The organism is Larkinella soli, from assembly GCF_003703975.1.
In the GTDB taxonomy this organism is placed as follows: domain Bacteria; phylum Bacteroidota; class Bacteroidia; order Cytophagales; family Spirosomataceae; genus Larkinella; species Larkinella soli.
This window is the reverse complement of record NZ_QTJY01000002.1, coordinates 623253-642255: the sequence shown is the minus strand read 5'-3', so window position 1 is coordinate 642255 and position 19003 is coordinate 623253. Positions and strand designations below refer to the sequence as shown.

Below are 19003 nucleotides of genomic sequence, written 5' to 3'. Positions count from 1 at the left end.
TCGTGTTGATTTTCGATGCTTAGAGGCCGCTTTTTTTCTCCATTTCGGCCGGATAACGAGCGCCATGAATCGTGATGTTCGAGGCTGTGGCTTCGATCTCGCTGAGGTCTTCGGGCGTCAGATTTACCCCGACCGCGCCCAGATTTTCCTCCAGCCGGGTCAGTTTCGTCGTTCCCGGAATCGGCACGATCCACGGTTTCTGCGCCAGCAGCCAGGCCAGCGCGATCTGGCCGGGGGTGGCCTGTTTCTGTTGGGCAAACCGATTCAGCAGATCGACCAGGGATTGATTTGCCCTGCGGTTTTCCGGCTCGAACCGGGGCACCTTACTGCGAAAATCGGTAGCGTCCAGTGGTGTATTTTCGTCCATTTTACCGGTTAGAAACCCTTTGCCCAGGGGGCTGAAGGGTACAAAACCGATACCCAGTTCTTCCAGCGTCGGCAGAATCTCCTTTTCCGGCTCCCGATACCAGAGCGAATATTCACTTTGCAGGGTCGTCACCGCCTGAACCGCGTGCGCCCGCCGAATGGTCTCAGCCCCGGCTTCCGAAAGGCCGAAATGCTTGACCTTCCCTTCCGCGATCAGGTCTTTCACCGTTCCGGCTACATCTTCGATGGGCACGGCCGGGTCCACCCGGTGCTGGTAATACAGGTCGATGAACTCCACGCGCAGGCGTTTCAGAGACCCTTCCACCACTTGCTTTATGTGCTCGGGGCGGCTGTTCAGGCCGTTCCACCGCCCGTTCGCTTCCTGCTCCGAAGCGGGTGCCCAGCCGAACTTGGTGGCGATGACCACCTGCCCTCGAAACGGCGCCAGAGCCTCGCCCAGCAGTTCCTCATTCTGATAGGGTCCGTACACCTCTGCCGTATCGAAAAAGGTGACGCCCCGCTCGACCGCGGCCCGAAGCAGGGCGATCATTTCGGTTTTATCTTTAGGCGGGCCGTAAGACCAGCTCATGCCCATACAACCCAGCCCCAGCGCCGATACGGCCAGGCCGCCGGCTCCCAGTGTTCTTGTCTGCATCCGTTTACGACTCAGTCGATTTTAGCGTCTTTGATAATATTGATGGCGTTGGAAACCCGCGGGAAACCGATATACGGATAAAGCTGCACCATCGCGGCCAGCAGCGTCTCTTTGCTGTTGCCGGCTTTCAGATTCCCGACGGCGTGCGAAGCCATCTGCCGTTCGGTACCGCCCAAAGCGACAAGTCCGCAGAAGATCATCAGCTCGCGGGTTTTGAGGTCCAGGCCCTTGCGGGTATAGAAATCACCGAAACCTGATTCGGTCAGCAGGCGGGGAATGGTTTCGGCAAATTCTCCCGGCAGGGTTCTCATGTTCTGCTTCATGGCGTCACCGTACAGGGGCGCCTGCTGTTCCCGGCCCTTCTCGAAGCGCTCACCCTCCCGGACCGTGGCCTGGGACTCCAGAGGCAGTTTAATGCCCCGGCTTTCAAACACCTTGTTGACGGCATCCAGCGCGTTGAGCACTTTCGGAAAGCCGATGAACGGAGCGCACTGATAGACCACCTCCCGAATCTGGATCGGGGCGACGCCGATGTGGAGGGCGGCATTCGTGTGAGCCGTCAGCTGCGGCAGGGTCTGGATGGTGGTGAGCGCCGTGAGGGTGATCAGTTCCCGCGTCCGGTCGTCGAGGCTGCCGACGTAGAATACCTCCCCGAAAATGAACCGCTGGAGGATGTCCATCAGTTCAGGATCGGTCGGGCTGGGGGTAATGGGCTGCCCGAATAGCTCTTCATACTTTTTCTGCGCGCGTTCAACCCGGTCCGGGTGGGTTTCCATAGCGGTTTTTCCGGTGGTTTGTTGAGAATTCTGCCCGGCCAATGACCCTGACATCAGTAAAGTCAGGGTCAGCAACAACATTCGTATCATACGGTAGCTTGATTTAAGGGAGGGATTTTATGCGACAGGCGGCTCATTCACAAGCCGCCCGGCGGTTCGGCGGTATTCGTTGGGCGACTGCCCCACCCGCTGTCTGAAGAGTCGGGTAAAATGCTGCGGGTATCGAAAACCCATTTCGTAGGCAATCTCGCTGATGGATTTGCCCGGATCGAACATTCGCTCTTTGGCCAGTTCGATCACCTTCGTCTGGATGTAGTCCTGCGCCGACCGGCCTGTTTCTTTCCGGACCAGGTCCCCGAAGTAGTTGGGGGATAGATGCAGCTGTTCAGCACAATACCCCACCGTGGGCAGCCCCTGCGTTTGAGGCTGATCGGTTGCAAAGTAGTCTGCCAGGAGCGATTCGAACCGGACCAGCGCATCCTTGTGAACGTGATCGCGGGTAATGAACTGCCGGTCGTAGAACCGCAGACAGTAATTAAGCATAAGTTCGATGTTGCTGGCGATCAGTCGCTTGCTGTGTTTGTCAATAGGAAAGGCCAGTTCTTTGGCGGTCTTGCGGAAGCATTCCAGCACCAACTCCCTTTCCGGTTCCGAGAGGTGGAGGGCTTCGGTTACATCATAGCCGAAAAAACTATAGTCCCTGATGTGCTGGCTGAGGGCCGTCCCCCGGATCAGGTCGGGGTGAAAGGCCAGGGCCCATCCGGTCGGTTGAATGCGTTCGTTTTCATCCTCTTCGAGTCCGAAGACCTGTCCGGGCGCGATGAACAGCATGGTTCCTTCGTCGTAATCGTAGTGCCGGCGGCCATAGGTTAGCGGGGCACAGCGGGCTTCTTTGAGAAACACGATGTAAAGTTCCGACAGCCAGCGGCCCGTCTTCACCGGCGTCGACCGGGATTGATCCAGCACGCTGACCAGGGGGTGCAGAACCCGCTGCCCCCGTTCGGCATTGAACTCGGCCACGCTTTGCAGTTTTCGTATCTTCTCCATCGATTTTAACGGCTCTTCTTCAATGGTTTAAGCGTAAACGGCTCACCCGGAGCCAGCACTCGAATCCGGTCGGGATTGACGATCAGCTTCGACAGCACCCTGGGGTCCCCGTTGAAGGGCGCAAAATCCGGAGCATCGACTGAACCCCAGTGGCACAGCAGCAGCGGGGTGTCGGGATAGGCGTTGGCCACTTTCACCGCGTTCCGTAAACCGAAGTGCCATTCGCTGTCCGAAAAGTCGAAAAAGATAGCGTCGGGAGTTGGCCGGTTCAGATGGTGTTCCGCAATCAGGCGGGAATCGCCTGGTGCCCAGATCGTGCCGTCCGGTGTTTCGATCCAGAAGCCGGCACAGTCTTCTGGCTTAAAAAGCCGCTTGCTGGTGCCGGGATAGGCATTTTGCCAAGCATGATCGGCAGGAGTGACCGTCACCCGTACCGGCCCCACGGAAAACTGATCGCCGATGGGGTGCCCAAAGGAGGGCAGACCGATCGACTTCATTAGCGAATCGACATACAAGGTGGAATGATAGGCCCTGGTAACGGGAGCCAAATTGCGGCAGGTCGGCACGCTGTAGTGGTCGTTGTCGCCGTGCGTGATCAGCACCGCATCCAGACGAGGAATGGCTTTGGGGGTAATCGGCATATCGATCAGGACGGGCATATCGAACCCTTCCAGAACCGGGTCAACCATCAGGGTCGTACCCCGGCTGTTGATGAGGAAGCCGGCAAAGCCCAGCCAGCGGACGGTGGTCTGCTTCGAGGAGCCGAACGCGGCAGCTCCGAACGGCCGGGTTTCAGGTGCTTTAGCCTGATATCTCTTTTCGACGGATGCCGCCGTCCTGTTTCCGTTACCTTCTGCCGGAGATGGGGTCTGGGCAAAAGCGGCCAACCCGCTGAACAGGACAAGGCCGAAACTTACTAATTGAACGTTCATGTTCCTATGGATCAAATCAATGCGCAATCTTTTGATAGAAACAAAGGTTGGACAATTCCGTCAACCGGCCTGTATACCAATTACTGGTTTACTTACCATTATTACTGATGGAAATTTGGAACAACTTTTTAATCTTATCCAAAAATACACCAGCCTGTCAAACTAACATTCCAGAAGGGGAAACTGAGGGAGTAAGAAAAGCCGGGCTTGTTTGTAACCTTCTTCCATTCCCTTAGTTTCCACGGCCTGAACGTCCATTCCTTCGATCGCTTCGCCTGATCTTCCATGAACAATCCGCCCCTGCTTTTCGCAGCGAACCCGACGGCAAGCCCTCGGGTCGTGATCCGTTTTCCTTTCTTTCGGATCCTGTTAATCACGCTTCTCGCGGTCGGACCATCTTTCGGTCAGGACCGGCCCGCCCTCGATAGCCGGGCCGTCGAGAACCGACTGATTCCCTTGACGAGGTCGGGAGCGGACAGCGGCTCTTACCAGACGATTTATGAACGGATGAAGGCGCTGAACGTGCCGGGAGTGAGTATCGCCGTCTTCGACAACGGGGAAATCAGCTGGGTAAAAGGTTACGGCCTGAGCGACATCGTTCAGGCTGAACCAGTCGACCCGGCAACACGTTTTCAGGCGGCTTCCCTCTCGAAGCCGGTCACCTCGGTAGCGGCTTTCCGATTGGTGGAAAAGCAAATGCTCTCCTTAGACGAAGACGTGAACCTTAAACTTCGGCGGTGGAAAGTGCCGGAGAATGAGTATACCGCCGGCGAAAAAGTGACCCTCCGCCGGATCGTCAGCCACACGGCCGGATTGACCGTTCATGGTTTTGCGGGTTACCGGCCCGGCGACCCGCTTCCGACGGTCGTCGACATTCTCGACGGCATACCGCCTGCCAACTCCGCTCCGGTGCGGGTAAAGCAGATCCCCGGAGAAAAAGAATCGTATTCGGGGGGCGGCTTCACGGTTCTCCAGCTCCTGCTGGAAGACGTTACCGGCAAGCCCTTCGGTGCCCTGGTGGAGGAACTGGTGCTGCAACCCGTCGGCATGAAGCAAAGTACGTTTCGTCGGCCGCCGCCCGGCGGCAAGGCATCCCGGGCGGCTAATGGTTATGAAGGAAACGGCAGGATGGTCGAAGGCGGATACCGTGTGTATCCCGAACTGGCGGCCGCCGGCCTCTGGACAACCCCTTCCGATTTAGCCCGCTTTATGCTCGATGTCAGTGCCTCCTACCGGGCCGACAAAGGCATCCTCAGGCAAACGACGGTCCGTCAGATGCTGACGAAGATTCCGGGCGCCGGGGGCCTGGGGTTTGGCGTCGACGGCTCCGGCGAAACGATTCGATTCCGGCATAGCGGTGGCAACGCCGGTTTTTCCTGTTATGCCGTGGCCTTTGCCCGGACCGGTCGTGGCGTGGTGATCATGACCAATTCCGATAACGGTACCCCCCTGATTCATGAGCTGATCCGGGCGGTTGCCCGGGAGTACCACTGGCCCCCGATGTGGCCCCGGGAATGACCGGAGGCTGTCAAAAAGCCCGAAACGGCGAAAAAACCGGCAAAACGGCCGGATGTAACCACGTCCATTTAACATCATTTAACACCAGTTAACAATTATTTGGTTGGAGAGATGCAACCCGCCGTACGACCTTTGCATCTACCAGATGTCACCCGCCAAAGTTAAAAGCCCTGCCTCTGCCGGTCATCCTTATCAAACGACCACTTATGTAAGATAAGGTTCTATGTAATGCATACTACTTAACTTTGCCATGTACTTGTTAGTGCCGTCCGAACAGTAAACAACTCCCAATCCGTAAACAACAACCTTACTAATTTATCTCGCCCTATGAGAACGTTTATTACCATGGCCCTGGCCTGGCTTAGTCTTTCGATGGCTGTGGCCCAGAACCCCGTCAAAGGCAAAGTGCGCGGGGTGGTGATCGACCAGGCCCAGAAACCGGCCGAATTTGTAACCATGCTGCTGCTGAAGGCCAAGGATTCGACCTTGGTCAAAGGCGTGGTCAGCGACGTCAACGGCAAATACGAAATCGACAATGTGGCCGAGGGCTCCTACCGGATCGCCACCTCGCTGGTCGGTTTCAAAAAAATCTATTCCGACGCGTTCACGGTCGACGCGGCCAACCCGGAGGTTCAGGTCCGGACGCTGACGATGGTTGAGGAGACCAAAAGCCTGAAGGAGGTGAACGTCGTGGCCAAGAAACCGTTCATCGAGCAGGAAATCGACCGGACGGTGGTCAACGTGGAAAACAGCATCGTTTCCAGCGGTAACACGGCCCTCGAAGTGCTGGAAAAAGCACCGGGCGTGACGATCGACCGGCAAAATGATAACATACAATTAAAAGGGAAATCGGGCGTTATTGTCTTGATTGACGGAAAACAGACGTATCTTTCGGGACAGGAAGTCGCCAACCTGCTGAAGAATACCCCGAGTGATAATATCGAGAAAATCGAGATCATCACGAACCCGTCCTCGAAGTATGACGCTTCCGGAAACGTTGGGATCATCAACATCCGGATGAAGAAGAATAAAAACTTCGGAACCAACGGGACGGCCATCGCGGGCGTGGGGTACGGTCGGTACGAAAAAACCAACGCCAGCCTGAATCTGAACCACCGGGTGGGAAAGATCAATGCCTTCGGCAATTACAGCTTTTTTCATAACCGTCGCTTCCAGGAGAATGAACTGAACCGGATCATTCCCTACAACGGTAAGATCACTTATTTCGATCAGACCTCCATCCGGCCCAACCGCTTCGACGGACACAATTACCGGGCCGGTGTCGACTACTTCATCACCAAGAAAAGCACCATCGGCGTCCTCGCCACCGGCTTCATCAACGACTGGAGACAGTACAACGCGGTCAATTATTCCGTCATCCGGAACGAACTCGGGCAGATTACGCTCAAGCCGACTACCGACGTGTCGGTGAAAAACAAGTGGTCGAACGTGACAGGCAACCTGAATTATAAATACGATTTCAACGGCAAGGGCCGCGAACTGACGGCCGACCTGGATTATTCCCGGTTCAACGGTGACTCGCATAACAATCTGGTTACCACCTACACGAATGCCGCCGACAGCGTCGTTCAGGCCCCGGCCATCGTCCGCAACACGATGCCTTCCCTCATCGACATCTGGGCGTTCAAGTCGGATTTCGTCCAGCCGCTGAAAAAAGGCGGTAAGTTCGAAGCCGGGATAAAAACCAGCTACGTGAAGTCGGACAACGACCTGCTGTACGAGGATTTCATCGACAACAACTGGGTGAACAACCCCGGCCAGAGCAACCGCTTCAAATACACCGAAAACATCAACGCGGCTTACGCCAACTATTCCGGTAAGCTGGGGAAAAAGATAAGTATTCAGGCCGGCCTGCGGCTGGAAAACACCCACTCGCGGGGGAACTCGGTGACGCTGAACAAAATCGTGGACCGGAACTATACCAACCTGTTCCCGACACTGTTCCTGTCGCGGCAGATCGATACCAACAATGTGCTGAACCTGTCGTACAGCCGCCGGATCGACCGCCCGAACTACCAGAACCTGAACCCGTTCCGGTTCTATCTGGACCCGTATACCTACCAGCAGGGGAATCCGTATCTGAAACCGCAGTTCACGAACTCGTACCAGCTGACCCACGTGTACAAAGGGAAGTATTCGACCACCCTCAGTTACAGCCGCACCATCGACGTCATCGTCAACGAGGTGCCGGGTCAGATTGCCGAACAGAACATCACCTATGTGACCTCCGACAACCTGGCTACGCAGGACAACGTCAGCCTGACGATGAGCTACCCGGTTTCGGTAACGAAGTGGTGGAACATGCAGAACAATATCAACGTCTATTACAATAAGTTCAATTCGCCCTACCTCGGTGCCCAGTACAATGTCGATTTCGTAGCGTATAACGTGTACACTTCCCAGAACTTCGTGCTGCCGAAAGGCATCACGGCCGAGCTCTTCGGGTGGTACAACTCCAAAGGCCTGTACGGTTTCTACCGCTACCAGCCGCAGGGCGCCTTCGGCTTCGGGGTTCAGAAGTCGATGATGAACAAGAAGGCTACCCTGAAACTGAACGTGAACGACCCGTTCTGGCTGAACAAATTCCAGGGCCGGGCCAACTACCAGGACATCAATTTCCGGATCATGAGCCGCTGGGAAAGCCGCATCGCCCGCCTGACGTTCACCTACCGTTTCGGTAACCAGAACGTAAAAGCGGCCCGGCAGCGGAGCACCAGTACGGAAGCCGAGCGCAACCGCGCCGGAGGTGGAAATAACTGATGACCGGGTTGAGAGAAAAAAGCCGATCGGCTGAAGAAATAGAGAAGCCGGAAGACCGTATAAAAGGAAAGGGAAGGGCGATGAGCCAGGAGCAGAAGTGCCATACCCAAAGCCTGTCGACCTTCCCGTCTTCCGGATTACACAGATAATTAGTTTAGGTTAAGAAAAGCAGAAAGCCATTCCCACGTTGAGGAGTGGCTTTTTTGTGTACTAAAAATAGGGCAACAATTATCGAATTCAAAATAGTATTTGGCCAAAAGGAAGCCGGGCAGTTGAAAAAATTACAATAAAAGCCGTTTAAGGATATAAAGATCATAAAAAAAGACCGCTCACAGCGGTCTTTTTTATAAATTTTCTAATGATAATTTTTAATCTTTAAATTAACGATTTGTTAATCCAGGGCTGCCACACCCGGCAAAACTTTGCCTTCCATGTATTCCAGAAGGGCCCCTCCGCCAGTGGAGACGTAACTCACCCGGTCACCGAAGCCGGCATTGTTGACGGCCGAAGCCGAGTCACCGCCACCGATCAGCGAAAAGGCACCGTTCTCCTCGGTCGCCTTCACGACCGCTTCGGCGATGGCGTTCGTCCCGACGGCGAAGTTCGGGAACTCGAATACGCCCATCGGGCCGTTCCACAGGATGGTTTTGGATTGGGCGACCACGTCGGCGAACAGTTTGACGGTTTCCGGTCCGATATCCAGGCCCTGCCAGTCGTCCGGAATCGAGTCGGCGGAAACGGTCTGGCGCCGGGCGTCGTTGGAGAAGCCGTCGGCGCAGACGTTGTCGAGCGGCAGGTAGACGTTCACCCCTTTTTCTTCGGCTTTCTTCAGCAGATCGAGGGCCAGGTCCATCTTGTCGGCTTCCAGCAGCGATTTGCCGATGCTTCCGCCTTTGGCTTTGGTAAAGGTGTAGGTCATCCCGCCACCGATGATGAGGTTGTCGACCTTTTCCAGTAACTTCTCGATAATCAGAATCTTATCGGAAATCTTGGCACCGCCCATGATGGCCGTGAACGGACGGTCGGCATTGTCGAGCACCCGCTGGGCGTTGTCCAGCTCGGCCTGCATGACGTAGCCGCATACCTTGTCGGTAAAGAACCGGGCGATGACGGCCGTCGATGCGTGCGCCCGGTGGGCCGTTCCGAAGGCGTCGTTGACCCAGACGTCCCCTAATTTCGAGAGTTTTTCGGCGAACCCGGTATCGCCCTTTTCCTCTTCTTTATAAAATCGCAGGTTTTCGAGCAGCAGCACTTCACCCGGTTGCAGGGCGTCGGCCTGTTCTTTCGCCGATTCGCCGATGCAGTCGTCAGCAAATCGGACCGGCCGGCCCAGCATGATCGACAGCGGGCTGATCAGGTGTTTGAGCGAATATTTCTCCTCCGGACCCCCTTTCGGACGGCCCAGGTGCGACATCAGTACGCAGGAACCCCCGTCTTTCAGTATTTTATTGATGGTCGGCAGCGTGGCCTTCATGCGGGTATCGTCCGTAATTTCGAACTTTTCGTTCAGAGGGACGTTGAAGTCCACCCGGATCAGCGCGCGTTTGCCGGAAAAATTGTAGGAGTCTAACGTTTTCATTTGACAGATGGCCTGTTGGTTACCAAAATCCGCCCGAACTTAGGGGTTTTTGTCGAAAGGAGACTAAAGCCGGAATAGCTTATTGGTTTTGTATTATTTTGTAAGTGATCCGTGCAAAAATAGGGCAATCTTTCAATAGCGGTCTCCGCTGCCCCCACCCCCGAAATCACCCCCGCCGAACGGCATTCCCTTCGGGCCGGGCCGGCCGGTGGTGGCCTGAATCGTCGCCATGGTTTCGGGATCGATCAGGAACTGCTTCGGGGAATCTTCGTCCGGCCGGTCCGTGAAACCGTTCTGCGGTCGGCGTAAATACCGGATCAGGGCAATCGCCAGCGCCATCAGAATCAGGCCGTTCAGGGTTAGATAGGCTTCCGTCGACAGCAGGGCGTGATAATACCGCCAGGTGGTCAGGGCAATGCCCCAGCCGATGGCGCTCATGATCAGCAGCGGCCGTTCTTTCTGCCGGATACCGATGTAAAACAAGAGGAGAGGAACCAGGAAAGTGAGCGCCCAATACAGCCAGGCCGCCGGTATTTCCGGCGGCTCCGGCGGGCGGTTTTCCATCCGCCAGAAGTAAATCTGCCGTACGATGAAGTAGTTGCAGCTGATCAGCAACAGGCTGATCGAAAGCCACTCCGAAAGGATAATGTTGTCTTTCCAGTAGAGAAGCCGCTCGTCGTTTTCATACCGCCGGGCCAGCATATACAGTCCCGTCGCCAGCGCCATGCCGACGAAGGGCAGGAAGTGATGCCCGCCCGGAACATCCAGCAGCAGGTCGACCAGGGTGGTCACCAGCGTTCCGTAAGCCGCCAGGGTGAGCAGCAGATCGGCGTAATAGGCCACTCCCAGCAGCAGCACCGGCAACATGGCCAGGCAATAGGCCCAGGTAGGCAGCGAATCCGGCAGCAATCCCGCCAGTCCGGCCGCGATCAGAGCCACCGTTACGAGGATCAGCGCATTGTCGACGCCGGAACGATAAAACCGGCGGGTGGTAATCAGGCGGTTGGCGAGCAGCCCTACGGCCAGCCCGAAAGTTAGATTGAACAGGTGGTACAGGATCGTTTTTTCCAGCAGGGCGGAGAGCAGCGTAGCCAGCAGGAAGTAACTGCCGCTGACGGCCACGACCGTGAAGATGAACAGGCCGATTTCGATGAACCCGTTGGCGTCGTGAAAACCGACCGGAAACCGCTCCCGGATACCGGCCATCTGCGACGCGTCGAGCAGCCCCTGCCGTTCCCAGCGGGTGGCCTGTTCGAGAATGCGTTTGTTACGGACCCAGGTTTCGTTATATGCTTTCATAGTTTTTTGAGCCGACGGGCGTTTACTGCACCTGGTTCCGCTGGGTGGACAGGTAGACCGTGACGCCGATACCGGTCAGAATCCAGTACAGATAGGCGGCCTCGTTATGCGGATGCAGATAATGAAACACCAGATAGGTGACGCCGATGTACCCGTAAATCGTACTCATCAGTAAAAAGACAAACGACCGTTCGCGCCGGGCATAGGTGTCGAAGCCGAAGCAGGCCACCGCCAGACCTGCGGCAAAAATCAGGTTGAGTTCTTCAAAATGAAACAGGCCGGCCACCAGCGCCACCAGCAGCAGGTTGCCCGCGAAGGCCAGCGTGGTCAGGGTGAAATGCCGCTTAACGCGCCGGCGGTCGAGCAGCAGCGCGCCCCCCATCAGAGCCAGGCTCAGTCCGATGGCCGACAGCAGCACGGTCATGTCGCGGAAATTACCCCGGAAATAGAATTCCAGCGGCCGCACCGTGACGCCGATCCAGGAGATCAGGGCCGTGAGCCCCATCGACAGCACACCCCGGTGATCGAAGCCGTAGGCCAGCGCCAGAAACAACACGGCCGGAAGAAAAGTGACGAGCCCGTAGCGGTTTCCGAAAAAATGATACTGGTATTGAAGATACCCTTCGAGGGTCAGAAACAGCAGACAGCCGAGCAGCAGGGCGTAGTCGCCGAAAGGGGAGCGGCTGTGGGTGCGGGCTTTCGTGAAAGGCGCCCGAAACCGGGCCGCAAACGCAAAACAACCCGCGCAGACCACCGCCAGCGCAGCGATTAGAAACGAGTGGCCGATCTGATCGATGTACTTGTAAATGAGCAGCCCTACGCCCATCGAGAAGGCCAGAATACCGGCGTAGAGCAGCACCCGCAATTCCCAGTGGACGGAAAACAGTTTATCGGCCTCGGCGGATCGGATCGCGGCCCGTTGCCGGTCGTCGATCAGATGCTGCTCACTCAGTTCCTGTAAGACCCTTTCCGGGGACATAATACCGGTAAAAAATGTTATTTTTATAGACTGAATAACGGGAGAAAAACGCTGAAAACGAATGTGTTTTCAATCGGTTTAATCCACTTCAGGGATTTCCGTGTTTAAACATAACGGTAAAAAAACGAAATCGTCTGTATTAATTGAGCGATTGAGGGCATGGCATACGAACGCAATACGGTTGAACTACCTCCGAAATATTATCTCGAATACTTCCGCTACCTGATCGGGTTCGTCCGGCGAATGTACGGACATCTGCTGAATGAGGACGAAAACGACTTCATCCGGCGGTTCGACGAACTGACCGAGGACGCCCAGTGTCTGTTTGTGCGGTTCAGCAACCGCCGGGGGATCTTTTTTCGGGTCAATAAGCTGCAATACAAGGAGATCGACGAGCTGCCGGCGGCTTTGGGCGAACTGCTCATCCACGGCTTTGCCGAACGGCTGAACCCTCACCACGAACTGATGGGCGCCGACGCCCTGAACACCTTCACCAAACCTGAACTGCTGAGCCTGCTTCCGCTGGAACCGGAGGAACTGAAACCGCTGTCGAAGGAAAAGAAGGAGAACATCGTCCGGTATGCGCTGCAGGAGCTGGATTTCGCCGAGATCGTCACCAGCCTGACCACCCACGAGACGGTGGTGAAGGTGAAGTTCGAGGCCGAGGTGATGATGCTGAAGTACCTGTTTTTCGGCAACCGTTCCTCCGACATGACGGAGTTCGTCATCCGCGACCTGGGCAAGGTCACCTTTGAACGCTACGACGAATCGAAGCTGACGGCCCGGTTTTTCAACCGGAAAGAAGTCGAGGACAAACTGCTGATCTCGCTTACCAACGAAGAATTTCATGAGCTGAAAGAAGCCGAAGCCCCGCCGGAGGACATCTACAACTGGTTCATGAACTGGAACGAGAGCCGCCCCGAACTGACCGAAATTGCCATACCCGGCTATGCCCGGCTGGTGACGCGCGTCGGCGGTTTTCTGGAACGCCAGAAACTCCCCGAGCAGGCCATGCAGGTGTATCAGCTGACCGACAAGGTGCCCGCCCGCGAACGGCGCGTCCGGCTGCTGTTCCGATCCGGCCTGATCGACGAAGCTCTGGCCCTCTGCGACGAGATGGCCGTCACCCCGCAGAATGCCGAGGAGCGGTATTTTGCGCAGGACTTCCGGGAGAAGATTCTGAGTGCGGGCGAGAAAAAGCGGAGCCGCAAGGCCACGACCCGGTTTCTGTCCGATTCCGAAAGTGTGGGCGTACCGGCCATCTACCGGCATCACGTCGAAGCCGGGGTGATGAACCACTTTCTGGAAGAAGGCTGGGAAGCGGCCTTCACCGAAAACTATCCCTGGCGGGGGCTGTTCGGGCTGGTGTTCTGGGACATCATCTACGACGCCAACGTGCAGGCCATCCACCACCCCCTCCAGCGTGCTCCGTCCGATTTCTACCTGCCCGACTTCTACCTGAAGCGGGAAAACCTCCTGAAATTGCGGCTGGCCGAACTGAAAACCCGGGACGACTGGAAGGCCCGGATCGAGAAAACCTATTATGATAAATACGGCATTACCAACGTGCTCGTCGACTGGAACGAGGAACTGCTGAGCCTGACGCTCCAGATGGCCCGGCTTCTGGAACCGGAGCAGCTCGGACTGGTGATGCTCGAAATGTCGCGTAATCTGCGGGAGAACACCCGCGGCTTCCCGGACTTGCTGGTCTGGAATGAGGAGGGTCACTATGAATTCGTCGAGGTCAAATCCCCGACCGACCACCTGGGTGCCCAGCAGCTGCACTGGCTGGAGTTTTTCCAGACCATCGGCGTGAAGGCCGGTGTGCTGCGCGTCGTCTGGACTACCGAATAAGACGACAGGAGCGGGTTAACGCACGGAACCGATCCGCAGAAATACCGGGAAAGAAACGTCCCGTTCCTCCGGCCCCCAGAGGGCGGTCAGGCGGTCGGCAATGAGCAGCACCGGGTCCGACTGGTGCTGCCGGATGTATTTCTGCACGCTCGACCAGGTTCGCAGGTAATTCAGAAAGCGGTCGGCCGTCCAGGACCGCCGGACGCTGAACTCGGCCCGTTGCGCGTCGGCAAACGGGAACGGCAGCCGGGCGTAGTGGTCTTCGACGTGCGTCCGCTGCCCGTCCCAGTAGGGGCCGATGGTATTCAGGTAGAAATCCATCACCACCGGATCGACGGTTTCGCTGACGCGGTTGTGGCCGTAACCCCACTCCGCAATCACGGCGCCCGGTCGGGCTACGCGCCGGACCTCCTGATGAAACGCATCGACATCGAACCAGTGCAGCGCCTGAGCAACCGTGATCAGGTCGAATTGCCGGTCCGGGAAGGGCGTTTGTTCGGCAGGGCAGGGGAGGTAGATGATGTTGGGTTTCCGAACAGCCTTTTCCAGTTGTTGCGCACTGATGTCGGTTCCGTCCACGGTCTCGAACCGTTCGGCCAGTACCCCGGCGACCTGCCCGTTGCCGGTGGCGCAGTCCCAGGCGCGGTGGTATTCCTTCACGAACGAATAGATAAAGTCGTAAAGTTCAGGCGGATAGTCGATGCGGAACTGAGCGTAGAGGTCGGCGTGGCCGGAGAAGAGATCAAGGTTTGACATCAGGCAAAGATGGTTTCCGTTGGATATTTAATGGAATTTATCTTAACAAATAGGCGGAACAGCCGGTTTTTTTGTAACCGATTAAACTTTAGTGGGAAAGTGTTGTCCAATGAAGGGAACTCATGGAAAAAGCCAGGATACTATTGGCGTATATGAAGTAACCTTTTAACTTTGTTGGCTCTTGGCCAGTGCATTAGTTTGTTATATCACTAAGCTTATTTTAATCGAATTCACATGAAAAAAACGTTTGGAATGCTCGTTGCGGTACTTCTTGCCGCAGCATCCTTCAACGCCAACGCCCAAACCCAGGTCCCCGAAGACATTAATAAGCTGTTGCAGAAAAACACCTGTCTGGCGTGCCACAATCCCGACAAACGGTTGGTAGGTCCGGCATATGTGGATGTTGCCAAGAAGAATTACACGAACGAGCAGATCGTCGAGCTGATCTATAACCCGAAGCCGGAACACTGGCCTGGTTATCCCCCGATGGCTGCGCTGAAGAACGTTCCGAAAGACGAAGCGCTGAAAATCGCGGCCTGGATCAACTCGCTGGACGGCGGTGCCAAGAAAGGCCCGGCCAAAAAACCGGCTGCGAAGAAAAAGGCGGCCTGATCGCCTGAACGTCCTGATACAAAACGCCGAACGGCCGATGGATTTCCACCGGCCGTTCGGCGTTTATAGTGATGCGGTACACTATTCGACTTCGATACCGCGCTTTTTCAGATACGCTTCGATGTTGAAGGCCTGACCGTCCATCAGTTCGATGTCGCGGTTCCAGGCAAAGGCTTCGATCCGCTCCGCCGTGGCGACCATGACGGTCTGCGCTTCGGTCAGAATCCATACTACTTTTTCGACCCCGAAGGACAGAAGGGTTCGGGTCTTTTTGTAGATATATCCGGTTTCGGTCAGCTCGGATACGTCGGCGTTGATGTCTACCTCAATGGCGATTTTAGGCGGAACATCGACGTATTTTTTTGAAATCCGGGAAGGGGTCAGGACCGTCTGGTCATAGATGCCGATATCGTTGGACACGTTATTCTGGTGATCGATATGCACACCCGGTTCGCTGACTAACACGAAATACCGGTCTTCGTCAATAAACTTTCCAATAAAAACAGTCAGATAATAAACGATTACTGCCTGTAACCCGCTTGATCCCATAATATCCTCCAGAGTCTTTTTTCCGGACAAAACCTGCTCATAACCCTTGTAATACAAAGGCTTACCGTCCAGCATTTCGCAGATCAGATAGTCGGGGATTTTCCGCTTCGATCTGGAAATCGGTTTTTGCGAGGTTTGTCTTAGCGCCACTGCCATTCCGTGTTTGAATTCGTTTCGCGCAACATAGGGAAAAAAGACCGGTCTGCGAAGCACGGCGTCCGTTTACGACTCGTTCTCATTGAAAATCCGCTGGCGAACGGCTTCGTACAGGACGACACCCGTGGCGACCGACACGTTCAGCGATTCGACCTGCCCGACGAGCGGGATGCGGGCGTGGTGGTCGGCCAGGCGGAGCAGTTCCTCCGAAATGCCGTCATCCTCCGACCCCATGATGAGGGCCGTCGGGCCGGACATGTCTACGTCATAGAGGTAATGATCGGTTTTTTCGGTACAGGCCACCACCCGGATGCCCGAGTCCTTGAGATACTTCACCGTCTCCTCCAGGTTCACTTCCCGGCAAACCGGCAGGTGGCTCAGCGCCCCCGAGGAGGTTTTCATGGCGTCGGCGTTGATCAGGGCCGTTCCGCGGGCCGGGATCACGATGCCCTGCGCACCGGCGCACTCGGCCGTCCGGGCGATGGCTCCGAAATTCCGGACATCCGTGATCCGGTCCAGAATCAGCAGCAACGGCACCTGGCCCTGCTCGAACACCCCGGCGATCACGTTGGAAAGTTTGACGTAATGGATGGCCGAAATAAAGCAGATGACGCCCTGGTGGTTCTTGCGGGTCAGGCGGTCGAGTTTTTCCGGCGGGACCCGCTGGATCGTCACCCGCCGTTCAAAGGCCAGCTGCTGAATCTCGGGGAAGCTGCCCCCTTTGACGATATATAGCCGGTCGATGTCCTTGTCGGAGCGCAGCAGTTCCGTCACCGACTGCACCCCGAACACCATCTCCTCGCTGGAGCGTTTCGGGGAATCCGATCGGTTATAATTGGCGTCCGACCGTTTGTCGGACCGATTTATTCGCGAATTGCGCCGGTTCTCCATGCTTCGACTACGGGATACCAGACGGGTTGGTATTCGACATACCGAACCAGTTCATAGTGATCCTCGACAAATTGATTGGGTTTTCGATTGAACGTAAAGTTGATTTCAGACACGTTGGCCCGCTGGTTATACACCCACACTTCGCGGTCGCGGCTTCGCTGCACGCGGTCGGGAGACCCCAGAATGATGTAGATCATGCCCTTGTCGGTTTTCCATCCCTCCTTATAGGTGGTAAACAGCCGGTTGGCTTCTTCGACCCGGCTGTAATAAGCCCGGATGGCCTTGCGTGCCAGATTCTGGTCGCCCGACATGAGCGTAAGCCAGTATCGGTCGAGGGCTTTCTTGGCGTCGGCCGCATTGTTCAGTTCGGTCGCTTCGGTGTTGGTACTCATATACAGCACCGGCTTGATCAGCTTTTCGGGCCGGGTCAGTTTCGGATACCGGTGGTCGGCCACGACCAGGCCGATTCCGTAAGCATCCGCGGTATCGGCCTGAAAATAATACAGACCTTCCTGCTGAAACACAAAGGGCTGATTGGTCGAAACGGACATGGACGAATCGACGCCGAGGCTTTTGGGGGCCGGGCGGGGCGTGGTATTCATCGGCGACTGGGCCGGATCGAAATCATGCCGGTACCGATACAGATTCAGGGGCCGGCTGGTCCCGGCCAGATCCCGGAGTACCACCGTATCCCCCGCGTTGACGTAATGCCGTTGCTGGAGCAGATTGGTTTTCGGATCGAAAAAGGCAAACCGGTCGCCCAGTTTTGTCGATCTGAACCGGATCGGCAGATCGTGAAGGGTCTTTTTACCGGAATTGATGTCCGTGAATTCGGCCAGCATCACCCCGTTGGCGCTATTGGCCGGTCGTTTGACGTCGAACGAAATTATCAGCACGTCGCCCGATTCGGGGCTGGTGTCCCGGACAACGGATTCGGCCGTCAGCGGGACGTTACCGTAACCGAGCCGCTCCCGGCTGTTGTAGTCGGGATAGATGACGTAATTCAGCATATAGCGGCTGGTGAAATCCTCCACCGTCGCGCGCTGCTCTCCCTTGCGGACCGTCAGGTTGACGAAAACCCGGACGCTGGTGGAGTCTTTGATCAGAAACAGTGCCTTCGTGGACGTAATCCGCCAGTTCTGGGCAACCGGCTGGGCCGACTGCGGCACCGGGGCCGGCCGGGAAGCCGTCGGACGGTCGGCAGGCCGGTCCGTCCGCCCGCTCGACGGGTCGGCCGGAATCGCTCGTCTTCCGGTGGAACAGGCCCCAAAGACCAGGACCGATAAGAGGATAATGATCAATCGCATATCAAAACAGAATAGAAGTCTTTGTTAAAACGAAAATGCGGGGCAATGGCGTCAACTTTCCGACGTTTTTTCAAAGCTTATACAAATGAAGTAACTTTACGGTAAAATCAGAACTATTGTTTGTCATTCCGCCGGCGGGTCCGTACCGCAGCCGGTACGGCAAAACGGCTTATGTACAAGACCACTGAAATCACTTCCGCCGAAATTGCTTCCGACAACCCCGTGCATCAGCGGTTGTTGTTTCCCTACGTCGAAGCGGCCCGGATCGTGAGCGGGCGCGTCCTCGAAATCGGCTGCGGCTGGGGGCGTGGGCTGGAGTTGCTGACCAAAGCCGCCGACCATTATACCGGCATCGACAAAAACGAAGCGCTCATTCAGTCGCTCGGCCGGGAATACCCCCAATCGACTTTCATACAGGCCAGTATCCCGCCCCTGAGCGGTCTGGCCGACGATTCCTTCGACTACATCGTCACCTTTCAGGTGATCGAACACATTCAGAACGACGACCTGTTCCTGAAGGAGGCCTACCGGGTGCTGAAGCCGGGCGGCACCCTGCTGCTGACCACGGTCAACCGCCTGTTCTCGCTGACCCGCAATCCCTGGCACGTCCGGGAATATACCGCTCAGGAATTGAAAAACCTGATGCTGCGGTATTTTCCGACGGTCGAAACCCGGGGCATCCACGGCAACGGGAAGGTCATGGAATACTACGAACAGAATAAAAAGTCCGTTCAGAAAATTACCCGCTTCGACGTGCTGAACCTCCAGTACCGGCTGCCCCGCTGGATGCTCCAGATGCCGTACGATCTGCTCAACCGGATGAACCGCAACAAATTGCTGGAGCAGGACGGCCTGGCCGCGCAGATTCAGTATACCGACTACCTTCTGACCGACCGACCGGCCGAGAGCCTGGATTTCTTCTATCTGGCGAAAAAATAATCAATTC

Annotated in this window: 16 protein-coding genes; 5 read left to right on the top strand and 11 right to left on the bottom strand. The window is 56.2% G+C overall.

What is annotated here, in order from left to right:
• Positions 1–19: 19 nt before the first annotated feature.
• The 4 genes from DX909_RS08895 to DX909_RS08880 form a co-directional block, all read right to left on the bottom strand.
• A complete protein-coding gene (locus DX909_RS08895; protein WP_128544786.1) occupies positions 20–1021 on the bottom strand; it encodes an aldo/keto reductase in 1002 nt (333 codons plus the stop codon).
• 11 nt (positions 1022–1032) lie between these two features.
• Complete coding sequence (locus DX909_RS08890; RefSeq protein ID WP_206512977.1) at positions 1033–1797, bottom strand: carboxymuconolactone decarboxylase family protein; 765 nt, start codon at positions 1795–1797, stop codon at positions 1033–1035.
• A 117-nt stretch (positions 1798–1914) separates the two neighbouring features.
• A complete protein-coding gene (locus DX909_RS08885; RefSeq protein ID WP_128544785.1) occupies positions 1915–2844 on the bottom strand; it encodes a helix-turn-helix domain-containing protein in 930 nt (309 codons plus the stop codon).
• A 5-nt stretch (positions 2845–2849) separates the two neighbouring features.
• Positions 2850–3776, bottom strand: coding sequence for an MBL fold metallo-hydrolase (locus DX909_RS08880; RefSeq protein WP_128544784.1), 927 nt, complete (start codon positions 3774–3776; stop codon positions 2850–2852).
• 285 nt (positions 3777–4061) lie between these two features.
• Between DX909_RS08880 and DX909_RS08875 the strand changes: the two genes are divergently transcribed.
• Both DX909_RS08875 and DX909_RS08870 read left to right on the top strand, forming a co-directional pair.
• The gene (locus DX909_RS08875) at positions 4062–5294 is read left to right on the top strand and encodes a serine hydrolase domain-containing protein (protein ID WP_206512976.1); all 1233 of its coding nucleotides are present in this window, start codon (positions 4062–4064) and stop codon (positions 5292–5294) included.
• Positions 5295–5621: 327 nt separating this feature from the next.
• Positions 5622–8075: a TonB-dependent receptor gene (locus DX909_RS08870; RefSeq protein ID WP_128544783.1), complete on the top strand. Its 2454-nt coding sequence runs from the start codon at positions 5622–5624 to the stop codon at positions 8073–8075.
• 391 nt (positions 8076–8466) lie between these two features.
• Here the strand turns inward: DX909_RS08870 and DX909_RS08865 are convergent, their stop codons facing one another.
• The 3 genes from DX909_RS08865 to DX909_RS08855 all read right to left on the bottom strand — a co-directional run bounded on the left by DX909_RS08865 (position 8467) and on the right by DX909_RS08855 (position 11932).
• On the bottom strand, positions 8467–9654 hold the full coding sequence (locus tag DX909_RS08865) for a phosphoglycerate kinase (RefSeq protein ID WP_128544782.1): 1188 nt from the start codon (positions 9652–9654) through the stop codon (positions 8467–8469).
• Positions 9655–9786: 132 nt separating this feature from the next.
• Positions 9787–10953 (bottom strand): hypothetical protein, encoded by a 1167-nt coding sequence (locus DX909_RS08860; RefSeq protein ID WP_128544781.1) that lies wholly within the window; start codon positions 10951–10953, stop codon positions 9787–9789.
• Positions 10954–10975: 22 nt separating this feature from the next.
• Positions 10976–11932, bottom strand: a complete 957-nt coding sequence (locus DX909_RS08855; RefSeq protein ID WP_128544780.1) for a DUF2157 domain-containing protein — start codon at positions 11930–11932, stop codon at positions 10976–10978.
• A gap of 159 nt (positions 11933–12091) precedes the next feature.
• Between DX909_RS08855 and DX909_RS08850 the strand changes: the two genes are divergently transcribed.
• Positions 12092–13786: a VRR-NUC domain-containing protein gene (locus DX909_RS08850; RefSeq protein ID WP_128544779.1), complete on the top strand. Its 1695-nt coding sequence runs from the start codon at positions 12092–12094 to the stop codon at positions 13784–13786.
• A 15-nt stretch (positions 13787–13801) separates the two neighbouring features.
• On the opposite strand, the gene DX909_RS08845 is transcribed toward DX909_RS08850, so the two are convergent.
• Entirely contained in the window at positions 13802–14542 is a 741-nt protein-coding gene (locus DX909_RS08845; protein WP_128544778.1) for a class I SAM-dependent methyltransferase, read from the bottom strand.
• A gap of 234 nt (positions 14543–14776) precedes the next feature.
• Between DX909_RS08845 and DX909_RS08840 the strand changes: the two genes are divergently transcribed.
• Complete coding sequence (locus DX909_RS08840; RefSeq protein ID WP_128544777.1) at positions 14777–15154, top strand: c-type cytochrome; 378 nt, start codon at positions 14777–14779, stop codon at positions 15152–15154.
• Between the two features lie 81 nt (positions 15155–15235).
• On the opposite strand, the gene DX909_RS08835 is transcribed toward DX909_RS08840, so the two are convergent.
• The 3 genes from DX909_RS08835 to DX909_RS08825 all read right to left on the bottom strand — a co-directional run bounded on the left by DX909_RS08835 (position 15236) and on the right by DX909_RS08825 (position 18057).
• Positions 15236–15619 carry a hypothetical protein gene (locus tag DX909_RS08835; protein ID WP_310589839.1) on the bottom strand — a complete coding sequence of 128 codons (384 nt, stop codon included), beginning with the start codon at positions 15617–15619 and terminating at the stop codon, positions 15236–15238.
• A gap of 306 nt (positions 15620–15925) precedes the next feature.
• The gene (rlmB, locus tag DX909_RS08830) at positions 15926–16750 is read right to left on the bottom strand and encodes a 23S rRNA (guanosine(2251)-2'-O)-methyltransferase RlmB (protein ID WP_128544775.1); all 825 of its coding nucleotides are present in this window, start codon (positions 16748–16750) and stop codon (positions 15926–15928) included.
• Positions 16723–18057, bottom strand: coding sequence for a GWxTD domain-containing protein (locus tag DX909_RS08825; RefSeq protein WP_128544774.1), 1335 nt, complete (start codon positions 18055–18057; stop codon positions 16723–16725). The genes rlmB and DX909_RS08825 overlap by 28 nt, the downstream gene beginning before the upstream one ends.
• A gap of 171 nt (positions 18058–18228) precedes the next feature.
• On the opposite strand from DX909_RS08825, the gene DX909_RS08820 reads away from it, so the two are divergent.
• On the top strand, positions 18229–18996 hold the full coding sequence (locus tag DX909_RS08820) for a class I SAM-dependent methyltransferase (RefSeq protein ID WP_128544773.1): 768 nt from the start codon (positions 18229–18231) through the stop codon (positions 18994–18996).
• Positions 18997–19003 lie beyond the last annotated feature (7 nt).